The sequence below is a fragment of the Rhodovastum atsumiense genome (assembly GCF_937425535.1).
Lineage (GTDB): Bacteria > Pseudomonadota > Alphaproteobacteria > Acetobacterales > Acetobacteraceae > Rhodovastum > Rhodovastum atsumiense.
Map to the genome: position 1 here is coordinate 2,165,865 of NZ_OW485601.1, position 20,282 is coordinate 2,186,146.

At 68.1% G+C, this 20,282-nt stretch carries 19 protein-coding genes and 1 riboswitch; of the genes, 11 read left to right on the plus strand and 8 right to left on the minus strand.

Translation table 11 applies throughout. The features are described from left to right. Positions 1–211 precede the first annotated feature (211 nt). The 10 genes from hisB to thiC all read left to right on the plus strand — a co-directional run bounded on the left by hisB (position 212) and on the right by thiC (position 8,511). A complete protein-coding gene (gene hisB / locus NBY65_RS09860; protein ID WP_150042318.1) occupies positions 212–814 on the plus strand; it encodes an imidazoleglycerol-phosphate dehydratase HisB in 603 nt (200 codons plus the stop codon). Further along, positions 811–1,173, plus strand: a complete 363-nt coding sequence (locus NBY65_RS09865) for a DUF2628 domain-containing protein (RefSeq protein ID WP_162530669.1) — start codon at positions 811–813, stop codon at positions 1,171–1,173. Before hisB ends, NBY65_RS09865 begins: the two co-directional genes overlap by 4 nt. Before the next feature lie 79 nt (positions 1,174–1,252). Further along, on the plus strand, positions 1,253–1,891 hold the full coding sequence (gene hisH, locus NBY65_RS09870; RefSeq protein ID WP_150042320.1) for an imidazole glycerol phosphate synthase subunit HisH: 639 nt from the start codon (positions 1,253–1,255) through the stop codon (positions 1,889–1,891). Beyond that, on the plus strand, positions 1,888–2,460 hold the full coding sequence (locus NBY65_RS09875; protein WP_150042321.1) for a GNAT family N-acetyltransferase: 573 nt from the start codon (positions 1,888–1,890) through the stop codon (positions 2,458–2,460). Before hisH ends, NBY65_RS09875 begins: the two co-directional genes overlap by 4 nt. Beyond that, positions 2,460–3,203 (plus strand): 1-(5-phosphoribosyl)-5-[(5-phosphoribosylamino)methylideneamino]imidazole-4-carboxamide isomerase, encoded by a 744-nt coding sequence (gene hisA, locus NBY65_RS09880; RefSeq protein WP_150042322.1) that lies wholly within the window; start codon positions 2,460–2,462, stop codon positions 3,201–3,203. The genes NBY65_RS09875 and hisA overlap by 1 nt, the downstream gene beginning before the upstream one ends. A 115-nt stretch (positions 3,204–3,318) precedes the next feature. Beyond that, positions 3,319–4,113 carry an imidazole glycerol phosphate synthase subunit HisF gene (gene hisF / locus NBY65_RS09885; RefSeq protein ID WP_150042323.1) on the plus strand — a complete coding sequence of 265 codons (795 nt, stop codon included), beginning with the start codon at positions 3,319–3,321 and terminating at the stop codon, positions 4,111–4,113. 2 nt (positions 4,114–4,115) lie between these two features. Next, positions 4,116–4,670: a phosphoribosyl-ATP diphosphatase gene (locus tag NBY65_RS09890; RefSeq protein ID WP_239002887.1), complete on the plus strand. Its 555-nt coding sequence runs from the start codon at positions 4,116–4,118 to the stop codon at positions 4,668–4,670. 57 nt (positions 4,671–4,727) lie between these two features. Next, positions 4,728–5,114 (plus strand): histidine triad nucleotide-binding protein, encoded by a 387-nt coding sequence (locus NBY65_RS09895; protein WP_150042324.1) that lies wholly within the window; start codon positions 4,728–4,730, stop codon positions 5,112–5,114. 137 nt (positions 5,115–5,251) lie between these two features. Then, a complete protein-coding gene (locus tag NBY65_RS09900; RefSeq protein WP_150042325.1) occupies positions 5,252–6,463 on the plus strand; it encodes an MFS transporter in 1,212 nt (403 codons plus the stop codon). A 48-nt stretch (positions 6,464–6,511) separates the two neighbouring features. Next, positions 6,512–6,630: riboswitch (TPP riboswitch) on the plus strand. A gap of 45 nt (positions 6,631–6,675) precedes the next feature. Beyond that, on the plus strand, positions 6,676–8,511 hold the full coding sequence (gene thiC, locus NBY65_RS09905; RefSeq protein ID WP_150042326.1) for a phosphomethylpyrimidine synthase ThiC: 1,836 nt from the start codon (positions 6,676–6,678) through the stop codon (positions 8,509–8,511). A 162-nt stretch (positions 8,512–8,673) separates the two neighbouring features. Here the strand turns inward: thiC and xylA are convergent, their stop codons facing one another. The 4 genes from xylA to NBY65_RS09925 all read right to left on the minus strand — a co-directional run bounded on the left by xylA (position 8,674) and on the right by NBY65_RS09925 (position 15,040). Next, positions 8,674–9,987: a xylose isomerase gene (gene xylA / locus NBY65_RS09910; protein WP_150042327.1), complete on the minus strand. Its 1,314-nt coding sequence runs from the start codon at positions 9,985–9,987 to the stop codon at positions 8,674–8,676. A 54-nt stretch (positions 9,988–10,041) separates the two neighbouring features. Then, complete coding sequence (locus NBY65_RS09915; RefSeq protein ID WP_150042328.1) at positions 10,042–11,703, minus strand: glycoside hydrolase family 43 protein; 1,662 nt, start codon at positions 11,701–11,703, stop codon at positions 10,042–10,044. Positions 11,704–11,707: 4 nt separating this feature from the next. Next, positions 11,708–12,988 carry an MFS transporter gene (locus NBY65_RS09920; protein WP_150042329.1) on the minus strand — a complete coding sequence of 427 codons (1,281 nt, stop codon included), beginning with the start codon at positions 12,986–12,988 and terminating at the stop codon, positions 11,708–11,710. 198 nt (positions 12,989–13,186) lie between these two features. Then, positions 13,187–15,040: a substrate-binding domain-containing protein gene (locus NBY65_RS09925; protein ID WP_239002888.1), complete on the minus strand. Its 1,854-nt coding sequence runs from the start codon at positions 15,038–15,040 to the stop codon at positions 13,187–13,189. Positions 15,041–15,244: 204 nt separating this feature from the next. Between NBY65_RS09925 and gnd the strand changes: the two genes are divergently transcribed. Then, on the plus strand, positions 15,245–16,261 hold the full coding sequence (gene gnd, locus NBY65_RS09930) for a phosphogluconate dehydrogenase (NAD(+)-dependent, decarboxylating) (RefSeq protein WP_150042330.1): 1,017 nt from the start codon (positions 15,245–15,247) through the stop codon (positions 16,259–16,261). A 39-nt stretch (positions 16,262–16,300) separates the two neighbouring features. Here the strand turns inward: gnd and maiA are convergent, their stop codons facing one another. From maiA to NBY65_RS09950, 4 genes are all read right to left on the minus strand, one after another. Further along, the gene (gene maiA / locus NBY65_RS09935; RefSeq protein WP_150042331.1) at positions 16,301–16,996 is read right to left on the minus strand and encodes a maleylacetoacetate isomerase; all 696 of its coding nucleotides are present in this window, start codon (positions 16,994–16,996) and stop codon (positions 16,301–16,303) included. Beyond that, positions 16,993–18,327, minus strand: a complete 1,335-nt coding sequence (locus tag NBY65_RS09940) for an MFS transporter (protein WP_150042332.1) — start codon at positions 18,325–18,327, stop codon at positions 16,993–16,995. The genes maiA and NBY65_RS09940 overlap by 4 nt, the downstream gene beginning before the upstream one ends. Before the next feature lie 105 nt (positions 18,328–18,432). Next, entirely contained in the window at positions 18,433–19,134 is a 702-nt protein-coding gene (locus NBY65_RS09945; protein WP_150042333.1) for a fumarylacetoacetate hydrolase family protein, read from the minus strand. A 92-nt stretch (positions 19,135–19,226) separates the two neighbouring features. Beyond that, positions 19,227–20,273 carry a cupin domain-containing protein gene (locus NBY65_RS09950; RefSeq protein ID WP_150042334.1) on the minus strand — a complete coding sequence of 349 codons (1,047 nt, stop codon included), beginning with the start codon at positions 20,271–20,273 and terminating at the stop codon, positions 19,227–19,229. Positions 20,274–20,282: the final 9 nt, after the last annotated feature.

The following is a 20,282-nucleotide window of genomic DNA, read 5'->3' on the forward strand; positions in this document are numbered from 1 at the left end:
GCGTATATAAGGATATCTTGATGTCCGCAAGCTTTGCCCGCCCCCGGCCGGCTCCGCGGCCGGAAGCCCGCGCGACGCAGACGCCGGCGCAACGGTTCCGTCCCACCGAGTCGCAGGCGCGCGATCCCCTCATCCGGACCGCTTGCGGAAGCTCCGCCAACACACTTCAAAGATTTGCTGCAGCCCTCCGTTTCGGCTAGTGCTCGCCCCCATGCTTCCCTCTCCGCCGCGCACCGCGAGCCTCACGCGGACGACGTCCGAAACCGACATCTCGCTGACGCTCGATCTCGACGGCTCCGGCCGGGCGGAGATCGACACCGGTATCGGTTTCCTCGACCACATGCTGACCGCGCTCGCGCGGCACGGGCTGTTCGACCTGACAGTGCGGGCGAAGGGCGACCTGCATATCGACTTCCACCACACCACCGAGGATGTCGGCATCGTGCTCGGCGCGGCGCTGCGGACCGCCCTTGGCGACAAGCGGGGCATCAGGCGGTTCGGCCACGCGATCGTGCCCATGGATGAAGCCCTGGCCGAGGCGGCGATCGACCTGTCCGGCCGCGCGTTCCTGGCCTGGGACGTTCCCTTCCCGCGGGACAAGATCGGCGAGATGGACACCGAGCTGTTCGAGGAGTTCTTCCGCGCCTTCGCCTTCAACGCGCTGATGACGCTGCACGTGACCCGCAAGGCCGGCAGCAACGCGCACCATGTCGCCGAGGCCTGCTTCAAGTCGGTCGCGCGCGCGCTGCGCATGGCGGTCGAGGCCGACCCGCGGGCGGGCAGCGCGATTCCCTCCACCAAGGGGGCGTTGTGACGATCTGGACCGCCTATCTGCGCCAAGGCCGTCCGCCGGTGCTGGTGCCGGAAACGTTTTCCTGGGGCGCCGCCTTGTTCGGGCCGCTGTGGCTGGCGGTGCACGGCGCCTGGATCGCCGCGGTGCTGGCGCTCTGCGCCGGCCTCGCGCTCGGGCTTGCCCTGCCCGCGCCGGCCGGGACGCTGGCGGCGCTGGCGCTCGCCTGGTTCCTCGGCCTGACCGGACAGGACCTGCGGCGCTGGTCGCTGGAGCAGCGCGGCTGGCGCCTGGCCGGCGTGGTGGCGGCGCCGGACGACGACGGGGCCCTGGCGCGCCTGCTGGAAGGACGGCCCGAGCTGATCGCGGAGGCGGTGGCATGATCCGCCCGCGCGGCTCGCTTGCGGTAACGCCCCGGCCCGGACGCGGTGGGCCGATCACGACGACATGCGGGAGCCGGCCATGAAGGTCGCAGTGATCGATTACGGCAGCGGCAACCTTGCCTCCGCCTCGCGGGCGCTGGCGCTGGCCGCCGAGCGGGCGGGCATCGCCGCCGACATCGAGGTGACATCCGATCCGGCCGCGGTGGCGAAGGCCGAGCGGCTGGTGCTGCCCGGACAGGGCGCCTTCGCCGATTGCGCCGCGGGACTCGCCGCCATCCCGGGGCTGCGCGAGGCGGTGCTGGCCGGGGTGGAGGGCGGCAAGCCTTTCCTGGGCATCTGCGTCGGCATGCAGCTGATGGCCGAGCGCGGGCTGGAACACGCCGTCACCCCCGGCTTCGGCTGGATTCACGGCGAGATCACTGCGATGCAGCCGGACGGCGGGCTGCGCCTGCCGCAGATGGGCTGGAACGAGCTGCGCTTCACGCCCGGCGCGCATCCGCTGCTGGAAGGGCTGGCACCGGGCGATCACGCCTATTTCGTGCACAGCTACGCGCTCAGCGGCGGCGATCCGGCCGAGCTGGTCGCCACCACCGAATATGGCGGCGAGGTCACCGCCATCGTCGCCCGCGGCAACCGCGCCGGCACCCAGTTCCATGTCGAGAAAAGCCAGGAGGTCGGCCTGCGCATCCTCGGCAACTTCCTGCGGTGGACCCCATGAGCGCGACCACATCCTCCGTCGTGGGCAACCTGCAGCACAGCCTCTCGGTCGAGCGCGCGAGCGAGTTCACCGAGGAGGACCTGCACGCGCTGTGCGAGGCGGCCGACGCCGCCATCATCGACGGTGGCGGGTTCGGCTGGGTCAACCCGCCCGGCCGGATGGCGCTGGAACGCTATTTCCGCGGCGTGCTGCTGGTGCCGGAGCGCGAATTGTTCCTGGCCCGGCTCGACGGCATCATCGTCGGCTCGGCGCAATTGGTCCGCCCGCCCCGCAACAACGAGGCGCAGGCCTTCACCGCCACGCTGATGCATTCCTTCATCGCCCCCTATGCCCGTGGCTTCGGGCTCGCGCGCCGGCTGACGCTGCGGGTCGAGGAAGCGGCCCGGGCGCTCGGCTACCAGGTGCTGAACCTGGACGTGCGCGAGACCCAGGAAGCGGCGATCGCGCTGTACGAGGGCCTGGGCTACATCCGCTGGGGCGTGCATCCTGCCTATGCGCGGGTGGGCGGGCGCACCATCCGCGGCATCCACTATTTCAAACTGCTGCAGCCCGGGGGACGCATCGCCTGATGCCGCTGACGCTCTATCCCGCCATCGACCTCAAGGACGGCGCCTGCGTGCGGCTGCGCCGCGGCGAGATGGCCGACGCCACCGTCTATTCCGCCGATCCCGGCGCGCAGGCACGGGCCTGGCAGGATGCCGGCTGCCACTGGCTGCACGTGGTCGATCTCAACGGCGCCTTCGCCGGGCGGCCGGTGAACGCCGAGGCGGTGCGCGCCATCCTGGCCGCGGTGACCGTGCCGGTGCAGCTCGGCGGCGGCATCCGCGACATGGCCGGCATCGAGGCCTGGCTGGAAGCCGGGGTGCGCCGGGTCATCCTGGGCAGCGCCGCCGCGAAGAACCCGGCGCTGGTGCATGCGGCCTGCCGCGCCCATCCCGGCCGCATCGCCGTCGGCATCGACGCGCGCGAGAGCCGGGTCGCGACCGAAGGCTGGGCGGAAACCTCCTCGATGTCAGCGCTGGAGCTGGCGCTGCGCTTCGAGGACGCCGGAGCGGCGGCGATCATCTACACCGATATCGGCCGCGACGGCATGCTGTGCGGGCTGAACGTGGGGCAGACGCTGGAGCTGGCAGCACGGATCTCGACGCCGGTGATCGCCTCGGGCGGCGTCGGCAGCCTGCAGGACCTGGCGGCGCTGAAGCAGGCCGTGGCCGCCAACCCCGCGGGGCGGATCGATGGCGTCATCGTCGGGCGGGCGCTGTATGACGGGCGCGTCGATCCGCGTGAGGCCCTGACCTTGCTGGCCGCCTGAGCCGGTCGGGTTTGCTCTTTATTTTCGCTCGCGGCGGAACGATATCCGACCCTTCGTGATCGCCGCTTGCGCCGTCGGGCGAGAACGGCGCAAACACTTCCCCAAGGAGGTGCAGGTGCTGAAGCTGCGGGTCATTCCCTGTCTGGACGTCAAGGACGGACGCGTCGTCAAGGGCGTGAACTTCGTCTCGCTGCGCGATGCCGGCGATCCGGTGGAGCAGGCCGCGGTGTACGACGCCGCCGGCGCGGACGAGCTGACGTTCCTCGACATCACCGCGAGCCACGAGAATCGCGACACCATCCTCGACGTGGTCTCGCGTACCGCGGCGCGGGTGTTCCTGCCGCTGACCGTGGGCGGCGGCATCCGCTCGGTCGAGGACATGCGGCGGTTGCTGCTGGCCGGGGCCGACAAGTGCAGCGTGAACTCGGCCGCGGTGGCGCGGCCGGAGCTGGTCGCCGAGGCGGCCCGCAAGTTCGGCAGCCAGTGCGTGGTGGTGGCGGTGGACGCCAAGCAGGTGGGCCCGGGACGGTGGAACGTGTTCACCCATGGCGGGCGGCGCGACACCGGGATCGACGCGCTCGGCTGGTGCCGCCAGGTCGCCGGGCTCGGCGCGGGTGAGATCCTGCTGACCAGCATGGATCGCGACGGCACCGGCGCGGGCTTCGATCTCGACCTGCTGCGCGCCGTCTGCGGCGCGGTGCGGGTGCCGGTAGTGGCCTCGGGCGGGGTGGGAACCCTGCAGCATTTCGTCGAGGGCGCCCAGGCCGGCGCGACCGGGCTGCTCGCCGCCAGCGTTTTCCATTTCGGCACCTTCACCATCGCCGATGTGAAGGCCGCGCTCGCCGCGGCCGGCCTGCCGGTGCGGCTGCCCCGGCCGGTTCCCCCTTTCCCGCTGCCGGAGGCGGCCTGAAGATGTCCAAGCTGCCGAAAGACGCGGCCCTGAAGGACCTGACCCGCAAGAGCGCGCTCAAGAAGAGCGCGCTCAAGAAGAACGCCGACAAGAAGCGCGGGGCCAAGAAGAAGGACGCTGACGGCGCGGCGCCCGGGCCGGTCGCCGCCCCCGCGCAGACGCCGGTGCCGCCGGTGCCCCCGATGGCGCTCGGCGCCTCGCCGGCGGTGCTGGACCGGCTGTGGTCCGTGGTCATGAGCCGGCGCAACGCCGATCCCTCGGTCAGCCATTCGGCCCGGTTGCTCTCGCGCGGCACCGCCAAGATCGCCCAGAAATTCGGCGAGGAGGCGGTCGAATGCCTGATCGAGGCGACTCGCGGCGAACGCGAGGCGCTGATCGCCGAGAGTGCCGACGTGCTCTATCACCTGCTGGTCATGTGGGTTGATGCCGGCGTGCGGTCGGAAGAGGTCTGGGCGGAACTGCAGCGGCGCGAAGGCATCTCCGGCATCGCCGAGAAGGCCAGCCGCGTGCGGCAACTGCCGATGTCGTTCGGGCTGCGGACCACCAAGATCCCCTGACTTGCTCCTGCCGGCCGGTTTGCGCAGCATGGGGATACCACTCTCAGGAGGCGGACGATGGCAGTGAAGGGCCTGGGCGAGTACGACGATCAGAACGTCTTCGCACGCATCCTGCGCGGCGAAATACCGTGCAAGAAGATCTACGAGGACGAATGGGCACTCGCCTTTCATGACATCTCGCCGCAGGCGCCGATCCATGTCCTGGTGATCCCCAAGGGCAAGTGGATCTCGGTCGCCGACTTCTCCTCCCACGGTTCGACCGACGAGGTCGCCGGGTTCTGGCGCGTGGTGGCGCATGTCGCCAAGAAGCTCGGCCTGTGGGAATCGGGGTACCGGCTGGTCGCCAACATGGGCGAGCATGGCGGCCAGGAAGTGCCGCATTTCCACGTCCATCTCTTCGGTGGCCGTCCGCTCGGGCGGATGCTGGAACGCCAGCGCGACTGATATTGGCGGCTACTCTGGCGCGGACCGGGCGTGAAAGACCCGCGTGATTGGTCTGCCCTGCCCGCGCCGGAGTGGCGCTTCATTCGTGATGGCAATCATGTAAGCCTGCGGCGCCGTCAAAACGGGGGAACGCCGCCATGCCGCAGGACCAGTCCGGTTCCATTGTTATCGATATCCAGGCGCGTGCCCGGACCCGGGCGCTGATCGCCGGCTCCGTCACCTTGTCTCTTGCCCTGGGCGCGCGGGCCACCTTCGGGCTGTTCCTGGTCCCCCTGGACCTGCTTGGCGTCGGTGTGGCCGATGTCGCCTTCGCGATCGGCGTGCACAACCTGGCCTGGGGCCTGGCACAACCGGTGGCCGGGGCAATCGCCGACCGCCATGGCGCGACCTGGCCGCAGGTGTTCGGCGCAGTGATGTATGCACTGGGCTTCGCGCTGCCGGCGCTGTGGCCGGCAACATGGTCGGTGATGCTGGGAATCGGGCTGCTGACCGGGGTGGGCATGGCCTTCCTTGGCTGGGGCGTCGCCATGGCGGGGGTGGCGCGCGCCTTCCCGCCCGAGCAGCGGACCGCGGCGACGGGGGCGGCGAGCGCGGGCGGCTCGGTCGGGCAGATGCTGCTGTTGCCGGTGACCGCGGCTGCGATCGCCTGGGGCGGCGCCACTGCGGGGCTGGTCGTGCTCGGCGCCATGCTGCTGCTGGCATTGCCGCTGGGGCGGCCGCTGGATCAGGCCGCGCTGGTCAGGCCGGCACCACGGCGCTCCGGGGCGGCGGTGCGGGTGGCGCTGTCGGAGCGCAGCTTCGTGCTGCTGTCGCTCGGCTTCTTCACCTGCGGCTTCCAGTTGGCCTTCCTGGCCACGCACCTGCCCGGCTACCTGTCGCTGTGCGGCATGCCGGCGAGCAGCGGCGCCTGGGCGCTGATGCTGGTGGGCGGAGCCAATATCCTCGGCAGTTGGCTGTGCGGCCATGCCGGGCAGCGCCTGCCGCCGCATTTCTGCCTCGCCGCGATCTATGCCGTGCGCGGGGCGGCAATCCTGGCCTTCTGGCTGGCGCCCAAGGGCGACCTGACCACGGCGCTGTTCGCGATCGTGATGGGGCTGCTGTGGCTGGGCACGGTGCCGCTGACCAACGGGGTGATCGCCCGCCAATTCGGCGTGGGGGATATCGGCGCGCTGTTCGGCGTCTGCTTCATCAGCCACCAGATCGGCGGCTTCCTGGGCGCCTGGGCCGGCGGGCTCGTGTTCACCGCCACCGGCAGCTACGACATCGGCTTCATCGCCACCGCCGCCTCGGGGCTGGTGGCGGCGGCCTTCAACCTGCCGATCCGGCTGCCCCGGGTGGCGGCGGCATAGCACCACTCAGGCGTGACATTGACAGGCGGATCGTGCCGCCACAGTGTGGACCATTCCGAGGGGGGCCCCGGCAGGGGGCTGAGATACCGCCAGGGCATGGGCCGGCGCGGTGACCCTTTGAACCTGATCCGGGTTGCACCGGCGTAGGGACGGAATCAGCGCGCCCACGCTCTCCGTCCGGCCGGAAACCCACACAGAAGGGGAAATCGCCCGTGACCGTCCAGCAGAAGCCCGCCTCCGTCACCACCGGCCCGGTGATCGGCAGCCGCAAGCTCTACACCAGCCCCGCCGACCGACCCGACATCCGGGTGCCGTTCCGCGAGATCGACCTGCACCCGAGCGCCAATGAGCCGCCGGTGCGCATCTACGACACCTCCGGACCCTTCACCGACCCCGCCGCGCATATCGACCTCGAGGCCGGCCTGACGCCGCTGCGCGGGCCCTGGCTCGCCGGGCGGGGCTTCACCACCATCGCCGCGCGCGCGGTCAAGCCGGAGGACAACGGCAATATCGGCGACGACAAGCTGGTCCCCGCCTGCCCCGCCCCGCGCGAGGTGCTCGGCGGCGTCGCCGGGCGGCCGGTCACGCAACTGGAATTCGCCCGCGCCGGCATCATCACCGAGGAAATGATCTACGCCGCCCACCGCGAGAATCTCGGCCGCCAGGAGATGGTGGCAGGGGCCGAGGAACGGCGGGCCGACGGCGAGGATTTCGGCGCCGCGATCCCGCCCTTCATCACCCCCGAATTCGTCCGTGCCGAGATCGCGGCGGGCCGCGCCATCATCCCCGCCAACATCAACCACCCGGAGCTGGAGCCGGTCATCATCGGCCGCAACTTCCTGGTCAAGATCAACGCCAATATCGGCAATTCCGCCGTCACCTCCTCGGCCGCCGAGGAAGTGGAGAAGCTGGTCTGGGCGATCCGCTGGGGTGCGGACACCGTCATGGATCTCTCGACCGGACGGAACATCCACAACATCCGCTCCTGGATCATGCGCAACAGCCCGGTGCCGATCGGCACGGTGCCGATCTACCAGGCGCTGGAAAAGGTCGGCGGCGATCCCGACAAGCTCGACTGGGAAGTGTTCAAGGACACACTGATCGAGCAGGCCGAGCAGGGCGTCGATTACTTCACCATCCATGCCGGCGTGCGGCTCGCCTACGTGCCGCTGACGGCGAAGCGCGTGACCGGCATCGTCAGCCGCGGCGGCTCGATCATGGCGCGCTGGTGCCTCGCCCATCACCGCGAGAGCTTCCTGTACGAGCGCTTCGGCGACATCTGCGACATCATGCGCAAATACGACGTGAGCTTCTCGCTCGGGGACGGGCTGCGGCCCGGCTCCAACGCGGACGCCAACGACCGCGCGCAGTTCGCCGAGCTGGAGACCCTGGGCGAGCTGACCAAGGTGGCCTGGGACAAGGGCTGCCAGGTGATGATCGAAGGCCCCGGCCACGTGCCGATGCACAAGATCAAGGTCAACATGGACAAGCAGCTGCGCGAGTGCGGCGAGGCGCCGTTCTACACGCTCGGGCCGCTGGTGACCGACATCGCGCCGGGCTACGACCACATCACCTCGGCGATCGGGGCGGCGATGATCGGCTGGTTCGGCACGGCGATGCTCTGCTACGTGACACCGAAGGAACATCTGGGCCTGCCCGACCGCGACGACGTGAAGGTGGGCGTGGTCACCTACCGCATCGCCGCGCACGCGGCCGATCTTGCCAAGGGCCATCCGGCGGCGCGGCTGCGCGACGACGCGATCAGCCGGGCGCGCTTCGAGTTCCGCTGGGAGGATCAGTTCAATCTTGGCCTCGATCCCGACACCGCACGGCAGTACCACGACGAGACGATGCCGAAGGAAGCGCACAAGGTCGCGCATTTCTGCAGCATGTGCGGGCCGAAATTCTGCTCGATGAAGATCAGCCAGGATATCCGCGCCGATTCCGAGCGGATGGCGGGGATGGAGGAAATGAGCGCGTCCTTCAAGGCCCATGGGTCGGCGCTGTATCTGCCGGAGGCCGCGGAGGCGAAGGGCAGCGACGACTGAGAGGTTTCCGGGGCGCTGCCCCGGACCCTGCCAGGAGGCTTTGCCTCCTGGACCTCCACCAAGGGCTACGCCCTTGGAACCCAGTCTGTGCCGCGCAGCGCGAATGGGGTGCAGGGGCCTTGTGGCCCCTGCTGGGTCCAGGGCAAAGCCCTGGCCTTTTCTTCAAACGTAGCGATTCACGAGATTCTCAAGCTGTTCCTGGCGGCCGGAAACCGGCCTGGGCTCGATGCCGCCCTGTGCCACCCGATCGGCGATGGCCTCGAGTGATTCCTTGCCGGCCAGCATGGCCTGCGCCGCAGGATTCTGCCATCCGGCGTAACGCTGCTGCACTGCCCCGGCGAGTTTGCCGTCCTCGATCATGCGCGCCGCCGCGAGCAGGGCGCGGGCGCAGGTATCAATGCCTCCGACATGGGCCGCGACCAGATCCTCGGCCGCCAGCGACTGGCGGCGGATCTTGGCGTCGAAGTTCATGCCACCCGTGGTGAAGCCACCGCCCTGCAGCACGTGATAGACGGCCAGCGCCATGTCCGGGACGTTGTTGGGGAACTGGTCAGTGTCCCAGCCCAGCAGCGGGTCGCCGCGATTGACATCAAGCGAACCGAAGATGCCCAGCGCATTGGCCAGCGCGATCTCGTGCTCGTAGCTGTGGCCGGCCAGCGTCGCGTGGTTGGCCTCGATATTGACCTTCACCTCGCGCTCGAGCCCGTAGCGGCACAGGAAGCCGTAGATGCTGGCAACATCGAAGTCGTACTGGTGCTTCGTTGGTTCCTTCGGCTTGGGCTCGATCAGGATCGTGCCGGTGAAGCCGGTCCGGTGCTTGTACTCGACCACCAGGTTGAGGAACCGGCCGAGCTGGTCGAGTTCCTGCCTGAGGTCCGTGTTGAGCAGTGTCTCGTAGCCTTCGCGCCCGCCCCACAGCACGTAGTTCTGGCCGCCCAGCTCGCGCGTGACGTCCATGCAGTTCTTCACCGTGGCCGCCGCGTAGGCGAACACGTCGGGGTCGGGATTGCTCGCCGCCCCGGCCATGTAGCGGGGATGCGAGAACAGGTTCGCCGTGCCCCACAGCAGGCGCACCTTGCTCTGTTCCATCTTGCGGGCCAGCAGCTCGGCGATGCTGCGGACGTTGCGCAGAGACTCGCCGAAATTGCCGCCTTCTGGCGCGATGTCGCGATCATGGAAGGTGAAGAAGGGAACGCCAAGGATGTCGAACAGCGCGAAAGCGGCATCGGCCTTGCGGCGCGCCGCGTCCATCGCGTCGCCGCCGAACCAGGGCCGCTCCAGCGTCGCCGCGCCGAACGGGTCGGAACCGGCGTAACAGAAGCTGTGCCAGTAGCAGGCGGCAAAGCGCAGATGCTCCTCCATGCGCTTGCCGAGCACCACCTGGTCAGGGTTGTACCAGCGATAGGCAAGGGGATTGTCGGTCTCGGGGCCCTCGTAGCGGAGCGGGGTGAGATCGCCGAAGAAAGGGGCACTCATAGGTCGATCGTTTCCTAAAGAAGTCTGGCAAGGATCCCGGCTTTTACGTCGTCTTCAGGCGCCTGCGGCACCGCGTGGATCGGCGGTGAAGGGACGTTCGCGATAGTCGAAGTAATCGAAGTCGGCCGGGCGCCGCCCGCCGGCGAGGTCCTGGCAGCACAATCCCACGAAGGCTCCGGTGAAATTGGGGGTGCCTGGCGCCGCCGCCTCGTCCGAGAGGATGCTGGCATCGAACTGCCCGGGCAGCCACTGCCAATCGCGTCCGTTCAGCGAATACGCAAAATACAGCCGCTCCTCATCGACTTCGGCGCGCAGATGCACTGGCAGGCCAGACGGCAACGGAATCGGTGCCGTGAACGCATCCGCCTGCGGGCTGTCCGGCAGGGCGGACATCACCCGCAGATGCTTGCCGATGGCTTCGTCATGCGTGATGTGGAGATAATGGAACTTCGCGCCGTTGTAGTAGCAGATCAGCCCGGCCATCTGCTGGAAGTCCTCGGGCTCGAAGTCGAGCATCGTGGTCGCGCTGTAGCAGAACGCCTGCTGCCGCCGCGCGACCAGGGCCTGGCGGAACTGGCTGCCGGGCGACTCCCGTCCGAACAGGCGCAGATGGCCGGGACGGGCGGTGAGGCTGAACAGTTCCTCCGGCCAGGGTGAACGCAGCCATTGGAACTCCAATGGCAGGTCCGGTGAATCGAACTCCGTGTGGCTGGCCGGAGGCGGGAACGGATGCAGCGGCAAATCCGGCGCCGCGATCTCCGTGTGCGGCAGGCCCTGGCCATCTTCCGTGCGGGGCCAGCCATCTTCCGACCAGACCATGCGCTGGATCGCCGTCTCGCGACCGAGCGTGCAGCGTCCGCGATTGCGCAGTGGCCGGCCGCAGAGATGGACGAGATAGGTTTCGCCCTGCTGCGTTTCGACAAGATCCGCGTGCCCGGCCCGCTGCAGCGCGACGTCCGGACGGTGCCGCGAAGAAAGGATGTAGGTATCAGGGTGCAATTCGTACGGCCCCGTCAGCGAGCGTGACCGTGCGCAGGTGACGGCATGGTTCCATCCCGTGCCGCCTTCCGCCGTCAGCAGATAGTACCAGCCCTGTCGTTTGTAGAGATGCGGGCCTTCGGTCAGGCCAAGCGGCGTCCCCTGGAAGATCACCTGCGGGCGCCCGAGCAATCGCTGCTCCTGCGGCGAATACTCCTGGAGCTGGATGCCGCCGAAACGGTTCCGGCCGGGTCGGTGATCCCACACGAGGTTGACGAGGTATTTCCGTCCATCGTCGTCGTGGAACAGCGACGGATCGAAGCCGGCGCTGTTGAGGAACACCGGATCCGACCAGTCGCCATCAATGCGCGGACTGGTGACGACGTAATTGTGCATGTCGCGCAGCGAGGCGCCCGAGCTTCCGGCCACGGTCGTGCGGCCGTAGCGTTTGACGTCGGTGTAGACGAGGTAGAACAGCCCGTCGCTGTAGCTGAGACAGGGGGCCCAGATCCCGCAGGAATCCGGGTCGCCGAGCATGTTGAGCTGGCTCGCGCGACGGAGCGGGCGTGTCAGCAGCCGCCAGTGGACGAGATCCCGCGAGTGGTGGATCTGCACGCCGGGGAACCATTCGAAGGTCGAGGTGGCGATGTAGTAGTCGTCCCCCACCCGCAGGATCGACGGATCGGGATTGAACCCCGGCAGAATGGGGTTGAGGATTTTCGTCGCGTCGGCTGACATCTTCTCAGTTCCCCGGCTGCAGCGCCGGCGCGGCGGCCGGGGCGGGACGGTCCCGCACGAGGGTCCAGAGCACGCAGGCGCCGATGAGATCGAGCACGCCCAGGCAGACGAAGAACGGCGTGTAGCCCACCGTCGTCACCAGCGCGCCGATCGCCAGCGAAAACAGGAACAGCCCGGCATTGCCGCAGGTTCCGGCCATGCCCGCGACGGTCGCGACCTCGTTCTTGCGGAACAGGTCGGAGGACATGGTGATCACCGTGACCGAGAGCGTCTGGTGGGCGAAGCCCGCCAGGCTGAGCAGGGCAACGGCGAGATAGGGATTGTCGACCATGCCGACGAAGGCGACACCCATCATCATGCAGGCGCCGAGGGTGAAGGCGGATCGCCTTGCGTTGAGCAGGGTGAAGCCGGCGTATTTCTGCAGGCTCGCGGCGACGAAGCCGCCGAAGAGGCAGCCGAAATCCGCCGCCAGGAACGGCATCCAGGCGAACATCGCGATCTCCTTGAGATCGAAATGCCGCACGCTGGTCAGATAGAGCGGCAGCCAGAAGCTCAGCGTTCCCCAGGTGGGATCGGCGAGGAAGCGGGGGATGGCGATGCCCCAGAACTGACGCTGGCGGAGGATGCTGAGAATGGCCGGACGCCGGCCGTCGCTCTGCAGATGCGTCTCCTGCCCGGCGGCGATATGGTCCTTTTCTTCCTGCGAGAGCGCGGGATGCTTCTCCGGCGCCTGGTAGAAGATCAGCCACAGCACGACCCAGGCAAGGCCCATCACGCCGGTGATCACGAAGGCCATCTGCCAGTTGTAGTGCAGGATGGTCCAGACCACGAGCGGGGCCGCGATCATCGAGCCGACCGACGCGCCGATGTTGTACACACCGCCGGCGATGCCACGCTCACGGGCGGGGAACCATTCGGCGGTCGCCTTCATGCCGGCAGGGTTGGCCGACCCTTCGGCGAAGCCAAGCAGGACGCGCAGCCCGGCGAGGGCCTGCCAGGAACCGGCCAGGCCATGGGCCATGTTGATCAGCGCCCAGGCGGTGGTGAAGATGGCCAGGCCGATCTTGAGCCCGATCACGTCGAGCACGTAGCCGGCAACCGGCTGCGCCATGATGGCGGCCTGGAATCCGCCCAGGATCCAGGAATATTGTTGCGTGGTGATGTGAAGTTCCTGCAGCACTGTCGGCGCGGCGACGGCGAGCGTGCTCCGCGTCAGGTAGTTCATGATCGAGCCCAACATGATCAGGCCGATCATCCACCACCGGAGCCCTCTGATCTTCGGCATTCTTTGCGTTTCCAATTGGTGCCCCAACAACCGGGGTACGCGGCATTGACGGTGCCGTGGTGGCCAGCCGGGGATCGGTGCCGCAAGGCCGCAGCAGGGCTGCGCGACAAAGGCATGCCCGGTCCCCCGTGGCAGCCGCAGTCGTCTCCGTTACCGATAACAATCAGACGCCGATGCCGTCAACTCCGCGCGTCTGCATCACCGCGACGACATGGGAGGGGGTGCCGAGCTGTCCCGCAACGTAATGGTGTAGGGGATCACGACATGCGGGGCCGGCGGCTTCGTGGCGGCCTCGCGCGCCTTCAGCGCGGCGGCGAGCAGCTTCACCGCGCGCTCGGCCATCTGCGCGATCGGCTGGCGCACCGTGGTCAGCGCCGGCCAGACGATGGTGGCGGCAAGGGTATCGTCGAAGCCCACGACGCTGAGGTCGCGCGGCACCGCAAGGCCATTTTGATGCGCCACGGAAACGGCCGCTGCGGCCATGTCGTCATTGCTGCACAGGACCGCGGTGGGACGGCCGGCGCTCAGCAGCTCATGCATGGCAGCGATGCCGGATTTGTAGGAGAAATAGCCCTGCGCCCGGCGCTCCGGCGGCGCCGGCAGGCCCGCCGCGCGCAAGGCGGCGAGAAACCCGGCCTCCCGCAGGCCGCTCGCACGCTGGTTGGGATTGCCCTTGATGAAGCCGATGTCCCGGTGCCCCAGCGAGATCAGATGGCGGGTCATCGCCTCGGCGGCGGCGGCATCGTCGATGCGCACCGACAACTCCGCGGTATCGGCACTGCCGCCGGCGACGGCGACCGCGATGATGTCGGCCTGGCGCAGCGCCTGCAGCACCGCCGGCGAATCGCACAGCGGCGGCGGAACGATGACCCCATCGATGTTGCGCCGCATCAGGCGACGCACGATGGCCCGCTCATCCTCGGCGTCCTGGCAGCGTTCGAGCACGAGGTGATGGCCGGACCGACCGGTTTCCTCGATGGCCCCCACCAGGATCTCGCCGAGATAGGCGGCGCTGGGATTGCTGTAGAGCAGGCCGAGCTGCGCCACCCATCGTCCCGCAAGGCGCCGCGCCGAGGCATTGGGGACGTAGCCCAGCGCCTCGATGGCGGCGAGCACGGCCTGGCGGGTGCTGTCGCTCACGTCCGGGTCGTTGTTGGCTACGCGCGAGACGGTCATCGGCGAGACGCCGACCTGGGCGGCGACGTCGCGGACGGTGGCGGCGCGACCGCGCGGGCGCGCCTGGCGTGCCGCGAGAACATCAAGCGGCGCCCTGCCCTTGAGCACACGCAACGTGCAGGAACGGTTGTACGCCGCCAGGGCATCGGCCAGATGCTGCGTCAACGCCGCATCGCTGACACCGGCCAACGTGCCGTCGGCGGCGAGCACCTGTCGGATCGATGTGAGCGGCACATCGGCCGGCATGATCCGGTGCGTTGCGCCGACAGCCCGGCAGGCCCGCGCAAAGGCGTCGTCGCCGGAAAAAGGCGGGGCATCGGGCGTGACGATCACGCGCGGCCGCTCGGGCGCAGCCTGCAGCAACGCGGCCAGGGCCGCTTCCGCCTCCGCCGCGGTCGCGCCGCTGTGCAGGCTGGCACAGGCGAATTTCGACGCGGCATCGAAAGCCACGAAGACTGCCCGCGTGCCGGCCGGTGCCGCCAGGGAGATGACGTCGAGCCGCCACGTGCCCTCGGCCTCGTCCCCCGGGGCAGCTTCCGGCAGGCGGCCGAGGCCATGGCGGCGGAACAGCCGGTGCAGGCCGGACCGGGTGAGGCGCGGCAGGACCGGGTGCAACGCGGCAAGGACGTCGTCGAGGGGCAGCCGGCTCTGGTGGCGGACCAGGGCCGCCACCGCCTCTTCAATCAGGCTGAGCACGGTCGAGCGCGACACCGCCGGTCCCCGGCGCTGCTCTTCCACCCCATCGCGATGGCGCCATTTCAGAACGGTCTTGGGATTCACCCCGAAGCGGTCCGCGACCGATGCCGCGGAGCCGGAGGCGTTTTGCAACTGGGCCCGGAGCGCACGCCCGACGGCCTGTCCCGGCTTCTTCCGCATCGCACCCTCCGCCGCCGTGTCGCTTCCTGAACCATTTATTACCGGGACTGTTATTGCGTCAATCCCGCAGATTCAGTCCCATCACAAAGTACCAACCGGCGATCGGTTTTTTATAACGTGTTCAAAATAAAAGTACTCCATCGCCTACCGCCGCCGCATGGCCCATGCTCGGCCCTGGTAGACCCACGGAGAAGGACACCCGGGATGCAGCTCGGCATGATCGGACTGGGGCGGATGGGCGCGAACATGGTCGAGCGCCTGCTCGCCGCGGGCCATGACTGCGTGGTCTATGACGCACACGCCGCCGCGATGATGGACCTCGTCGGCAAGGGCGCCGAAGGCAGCGACAGCCTGGAAGCCTTCGTCCGCAAGCTGGAAAAGCCGCGCCTGGTCTGGCTGATGCTGCCCGCGGCGGTGGTCGATCCGGTGCTGGACGACCTGACCCCGTTGCTCGAGCCGGGCGACATCGTGGTCGATGGCGGGAATTCCTACTACCACGACGACCTCCGCCGCGCCGAGGCATTGCGGCCTCGGGCGGTGCATTATGTGGATGTGGGCGTCAGCGGCGGGGTCTGGGGGCGCGAGCGGGGCTATTGCCTGATGATCGGTGGCGAGGAACCGATCCTGCAGCATCTCGACCCGATCTTCCGCACGCTCGCCCCAGGGGTGGAGGCGGCGCCGCGCACCACGGGCGCAAGTGGCCCGCCCGAGCCGGCCGAATGGGGCTACCTGCATTGCGGCCCGCATGGCGCCGGGCATTTCGTCAAGATGGTGCACAACGGCATCGAATACGCGCTGATGGCCGCCTACGCCGAGGGCTTCAACATCCTCCGCCATGCCGATGCGGGGCTGGTCAAGCGGGACAAGGACGCCGAGACCACGCCGCTGCGCCATCCCGAGCGCTATGCCTATGACATCGACATCGCCCGGGTGGCCGAGCTGTGGCGGCGCGGCAGCGTCGTCGGCTCATGGCTGCTCGACCTGTCGGCGCATGCGTTGCGCGCCAGCCCCGATCTTGCCGCGTTCAGCGGGCGGGTCTCGGATTCCGGCGAAGGGCGCTGGACCCTGCAGGCCGCCATCGAGGAAGGCGTCCCGGCACCGGTCATCGGCGCGGCCCTGTTCAATCGGTTCGAGTCACGCGGCAGCGCGGATTTCGCCAACCGGCTGCTCTCGGCCCTGCGCTGGGAATTCGGCGGCCACCAGGAAAAGCCGAAACCATAGCGTTCCGCCGTCGCCGCATGGCGACGGCGGAATCGCTCATTATCCGGCCGGGGCCTGACTGGCCTGCTTCACACCAATCCCGGCATGGCCGGTATTGGCACCGGCATCGGGCTGTCGGCCCGGTGCCGCCTGCCGGAAGGCGTCCAGCTCCGCGCATGCCGCATCCACCGCCAGGATCAGCGGCCATCTTTGCAGATCGACATTGAAGCGTCGCGCACTCTCGACCTGCGGGACGAGATAGACATCCGCCAGCCCCGGCGCCTCACCGAAACAGAAGGCGCCGCGGTGCCGGTCTGCCGCCAACAGCGCCTCGATGGCATCGAAGCCGGCACCGATCCACTCGGCGCACCAGCAGTCGACCGCCGCGGCATCAGCCGCGAAATTCCGGCGCAGGGACTCCAACACCCGCCGGTTGTTGAGCGGGTGGATATCGCAGCCGATGATGGACGCCATGGCACGGACATGGGCCCGGTCCCGGACCTGCCGGGGCAGCAAGGGCGGATCCGGGTAGCGTTCCTCCAGCCACTCGATGATCGCCGTCGACTGGATGAACACGTCGCCGTCCTCCACCAGCGCCGGGACCAGCATCTGCGGATTGATGGCGCGGTAGGCGTCCTGCCTGTGTTCCTCCCGGCGTAGATCCACGCCGATATACTCGGCCTGCACGCCCTTGAGGTTCATGGCGATGCGCAGCCGGTGCGACGTGCCGGAACGGAAGAAATTGTAGAGCTTCATGCCGGCTCTCCGGTGACAACGACGGTCTCGCTGCGACGCCCCATCATGGCCATCGCCAGCGCGCTCACCAGCGCCGGAGCGCCCACCAGCAGGAACACGGTCGGCAGCGAGAGATCTGCCGCCAGCAGCAGGCCGCCGCCCATCGAGCCGAGCACTGACCCGAAGCGCCCCACCCCATTCGCCCAGGCCACGCCGGTTGCCCGGCAATCGGTCGGGTAGTAACTGGCCGAGAATGCATTCGCTCCCACCTGACCGCCTGACAGGCAGAACCCGGCGCCGAACACCGCGACCCCGACGAGCCAGGGAGACGCGGTCAGACTGCCGATGGCCGCGATGAACACGGCCGCCAGCGCATAGCTGAGCGCCAGCACCCGGCTTGCCTCGAAACGATCCATCAACCAGCCGAGCACGATGGCGCCAAGCGTGCCACCGACCTGGAACATCGACGTCACGACAGAAGCCGTGCTCAACGACACGCCGGTGCTTTTGACCAGCGTCGGAAGCCACGAGGACAGCAAATAGATAATCAGAAGGCTGCCGAAGAAGGCAAGCCAGAGCAGCAACGTTCCACGCACCAGATCCGGCTTGAACAGGTGCTCGACCGGCAGCCCCTTGGGCTTGGCATGATTGAGAACGAAGCGCACATCCTGGAACGTCATCTCCGGCGCGATCCGGCGCAGCACGGCGGTGATGCGCTTGTTGCCACGCTGCGCGATCACCAGAAACCGTGCCGATTCCGGCAGTTTCCAGGCCAGCAGGGGCAGCAGCAGCAGCGGCAGCACGCCACCGATCAGCAATACCGAACGCCAGCCGTACTCTTCGACCAGGTGGGCGGAGACCAGGCCGCCGAGGGCGGAGCCGATGGTGAAGCCACAGAACATGGTGGTAACCAGGAACAGGCGATGCCGTTCTGGGCAGTATTCGGAGGTCAGCGTCACCGAGTTCGGCATGGCGCCGCCCAGGCCCAGGCCGGTGATGAAACGCAACACCAGCAGCGTCGCAAGCGACGGCGCGTACGCCGACACCAGGCTCGCGAAACCGAACAGCATCACCGAAATCAGCAGCACCATCTTTCGGCCGATTCGGTCAGCCAGCGGGCCGAACAGGAAGGCCCCCGCCATCAGGCCCGCCAGGCCAACGCCGAACAGGGGCGCCAGCTCGGCCGGCCCAAGCTGCCATTCGGCCCGGATCGCCGGGGCAAGAAAGCCGATCGCCGCGGTGTCGAAGCCATCGAGGGCCACGATCAGAAAACAGAGCGTGGCAACCACCACCTGGAAACGACCAATCCTTCGATGATTGATCAGATCGGAGACATTGACGACTCCGGACATGAGTTCCCCCTTCTGCCTTGGTGGCAGATTCATGGAAAGGCGCTTGTTATGATTTTGGTTTCGATGCGCAACCTGATCCGGGGCAGTACCTCGGATGCTGCTGCTCTAGGCTGACGGCCCAATCGTCAGCCGGATCGAGCCAACCCCCGCGATGCTGCCTTCGATGACATCGCCTGCCACCACCGGGCCGACCCCCTCGGGGGTGCCGGTGAAGATGATGTCGCCTGGCTGCAGGTGGTAGAACAGCGAAAGATCAGCGATGATCTCGCGGATGTTCCAGATCAGTTTGCCCAGGTCGGAACGCTGGCGGATCTCGCCGTTGACCGTCATGGCGATCTCGCCGTGTTCCAGCACGATCCCCGGCATCGCCACGATCTCCGACAGAACCGAAGACGCTTCGACATCCTTGCCCAGATCCCAGGGCCGTCCCTTGTCGCGCGCCGCCAGTTGCAGATCGCGGCGTGTCATGTCCAGGCCACAGGCATAGCCATAGACAAGTGCGTGCGCATCCTGCGGCGGTACGCGGAAACCGGACCTGCCGATGACGACAACCAGTTCCATTTCGTGCTGGAAGTCCGTGGTCTGCGGCGGCAGGGGCGTGATCGCGCCGCTTTCCACGATGGTTTGCGGAGACTTCGTGAAGTAGAAGGGCCGTTCGACGGATTTGTCGACCGGCCGGCCCATTTCCACCGCATGCGCATGGTAGTTGCGGCCGACAAAGAACAGCCGGTTGACCGGCAGTCGCCTGGTCTCGCCCCGCACCGGCAGAGAGGCGATCGACGGCGGCGTCCACAGATAGTCGTTCATTGGTTTTCCCCCTCGGCCGAGCATGTTTGCATGCGCGGTGTCGTAGCCGGCAGCCGGTCACGCGCTGTGCGGCGGTGACCGAAAAGCGTTTATCAGGACTCGAATTCCTCGAAAAACCCGAGCTTGCGCTGCATCGGCGCGTCGTCCACCTGGAACAGGAAGGCCGGCCGCAGAGTGGACCGGTTGGCCAGCGTGACGCGCGCATGCGTCGGTGCCGCCACGGTGTCGCTCTCGACGAGATCGAGCGTCACGCCGTCGATCTGCGCCTGGGCTTCGCCCTCGATGACATGCAGCACCGCGGAGGCCGAGCGGCGCCATGGCGTGATGGTCTCCCCTGGCCGCAGCATGATGGCCGAGAAACCCAGCACGGGCATGCACGGCTCGCCGGTCTCGGGATTGACATAGGCCAGTTGCACCGGCTGCCCGGGATTGGTCACGCCCGCCAGGGCCGTCAGCGCCGCCTTGGCGTCCTTCCAGGGGAAACGTCGCAACGGATAGCGGGGCTTCGTCGCATTGAGCGATGCGAAGGGAACGAAGCCCGAGCGGGTATAGAAGGTCTGCGAGGCGTCCGGCTGGTTACGCAGGACCTGCGGTGCGCCTTCAAGGCAATACGATGCCTCCAGTGCAAAGACGGTCGGCAGATCGAGTGCGTCCAGCCATATGACGGGGCCGCTGCCCTCATGGCCGTGCTCATGCCACAGGCCGGATGGCGTCAGGATCAGGTCGCCCTTGTCCATCGGCAGCTTCTCGCCATCCACCACCGTATAGCCCCCCTGCCCTTCCACCACGAAGCGGACGGCGCTGGGGCTGTGCATGTGGTTCGGGGCAGTCTCTCCGGGCAGGATGAGTTGCAGGCCGATATAGATCGACGGCGTCGCCTGCATGTTGGCCAGGCCCAGGCCGGGATTCGCCAGGACCAGCACGCGACGTTCCGCCTTTTCGATCGGCGTCAGCTCGCCTGCCTGCAGCAGGCGCGGCCGGATATCGGCGTAATGCCAGGCGATCGGCCGGGTGCGGCGTGCCGGAATGTCGTAGGGCAGCGCCGCGCGCAGGCTGGGCCAGAGCGGCACGAGATTGTGGGCGGTCAATGCGTCGCGATACGCGGCCGGAAGATCTTCGAGCGTGCCAAGCTGGGTCATGACCACGCC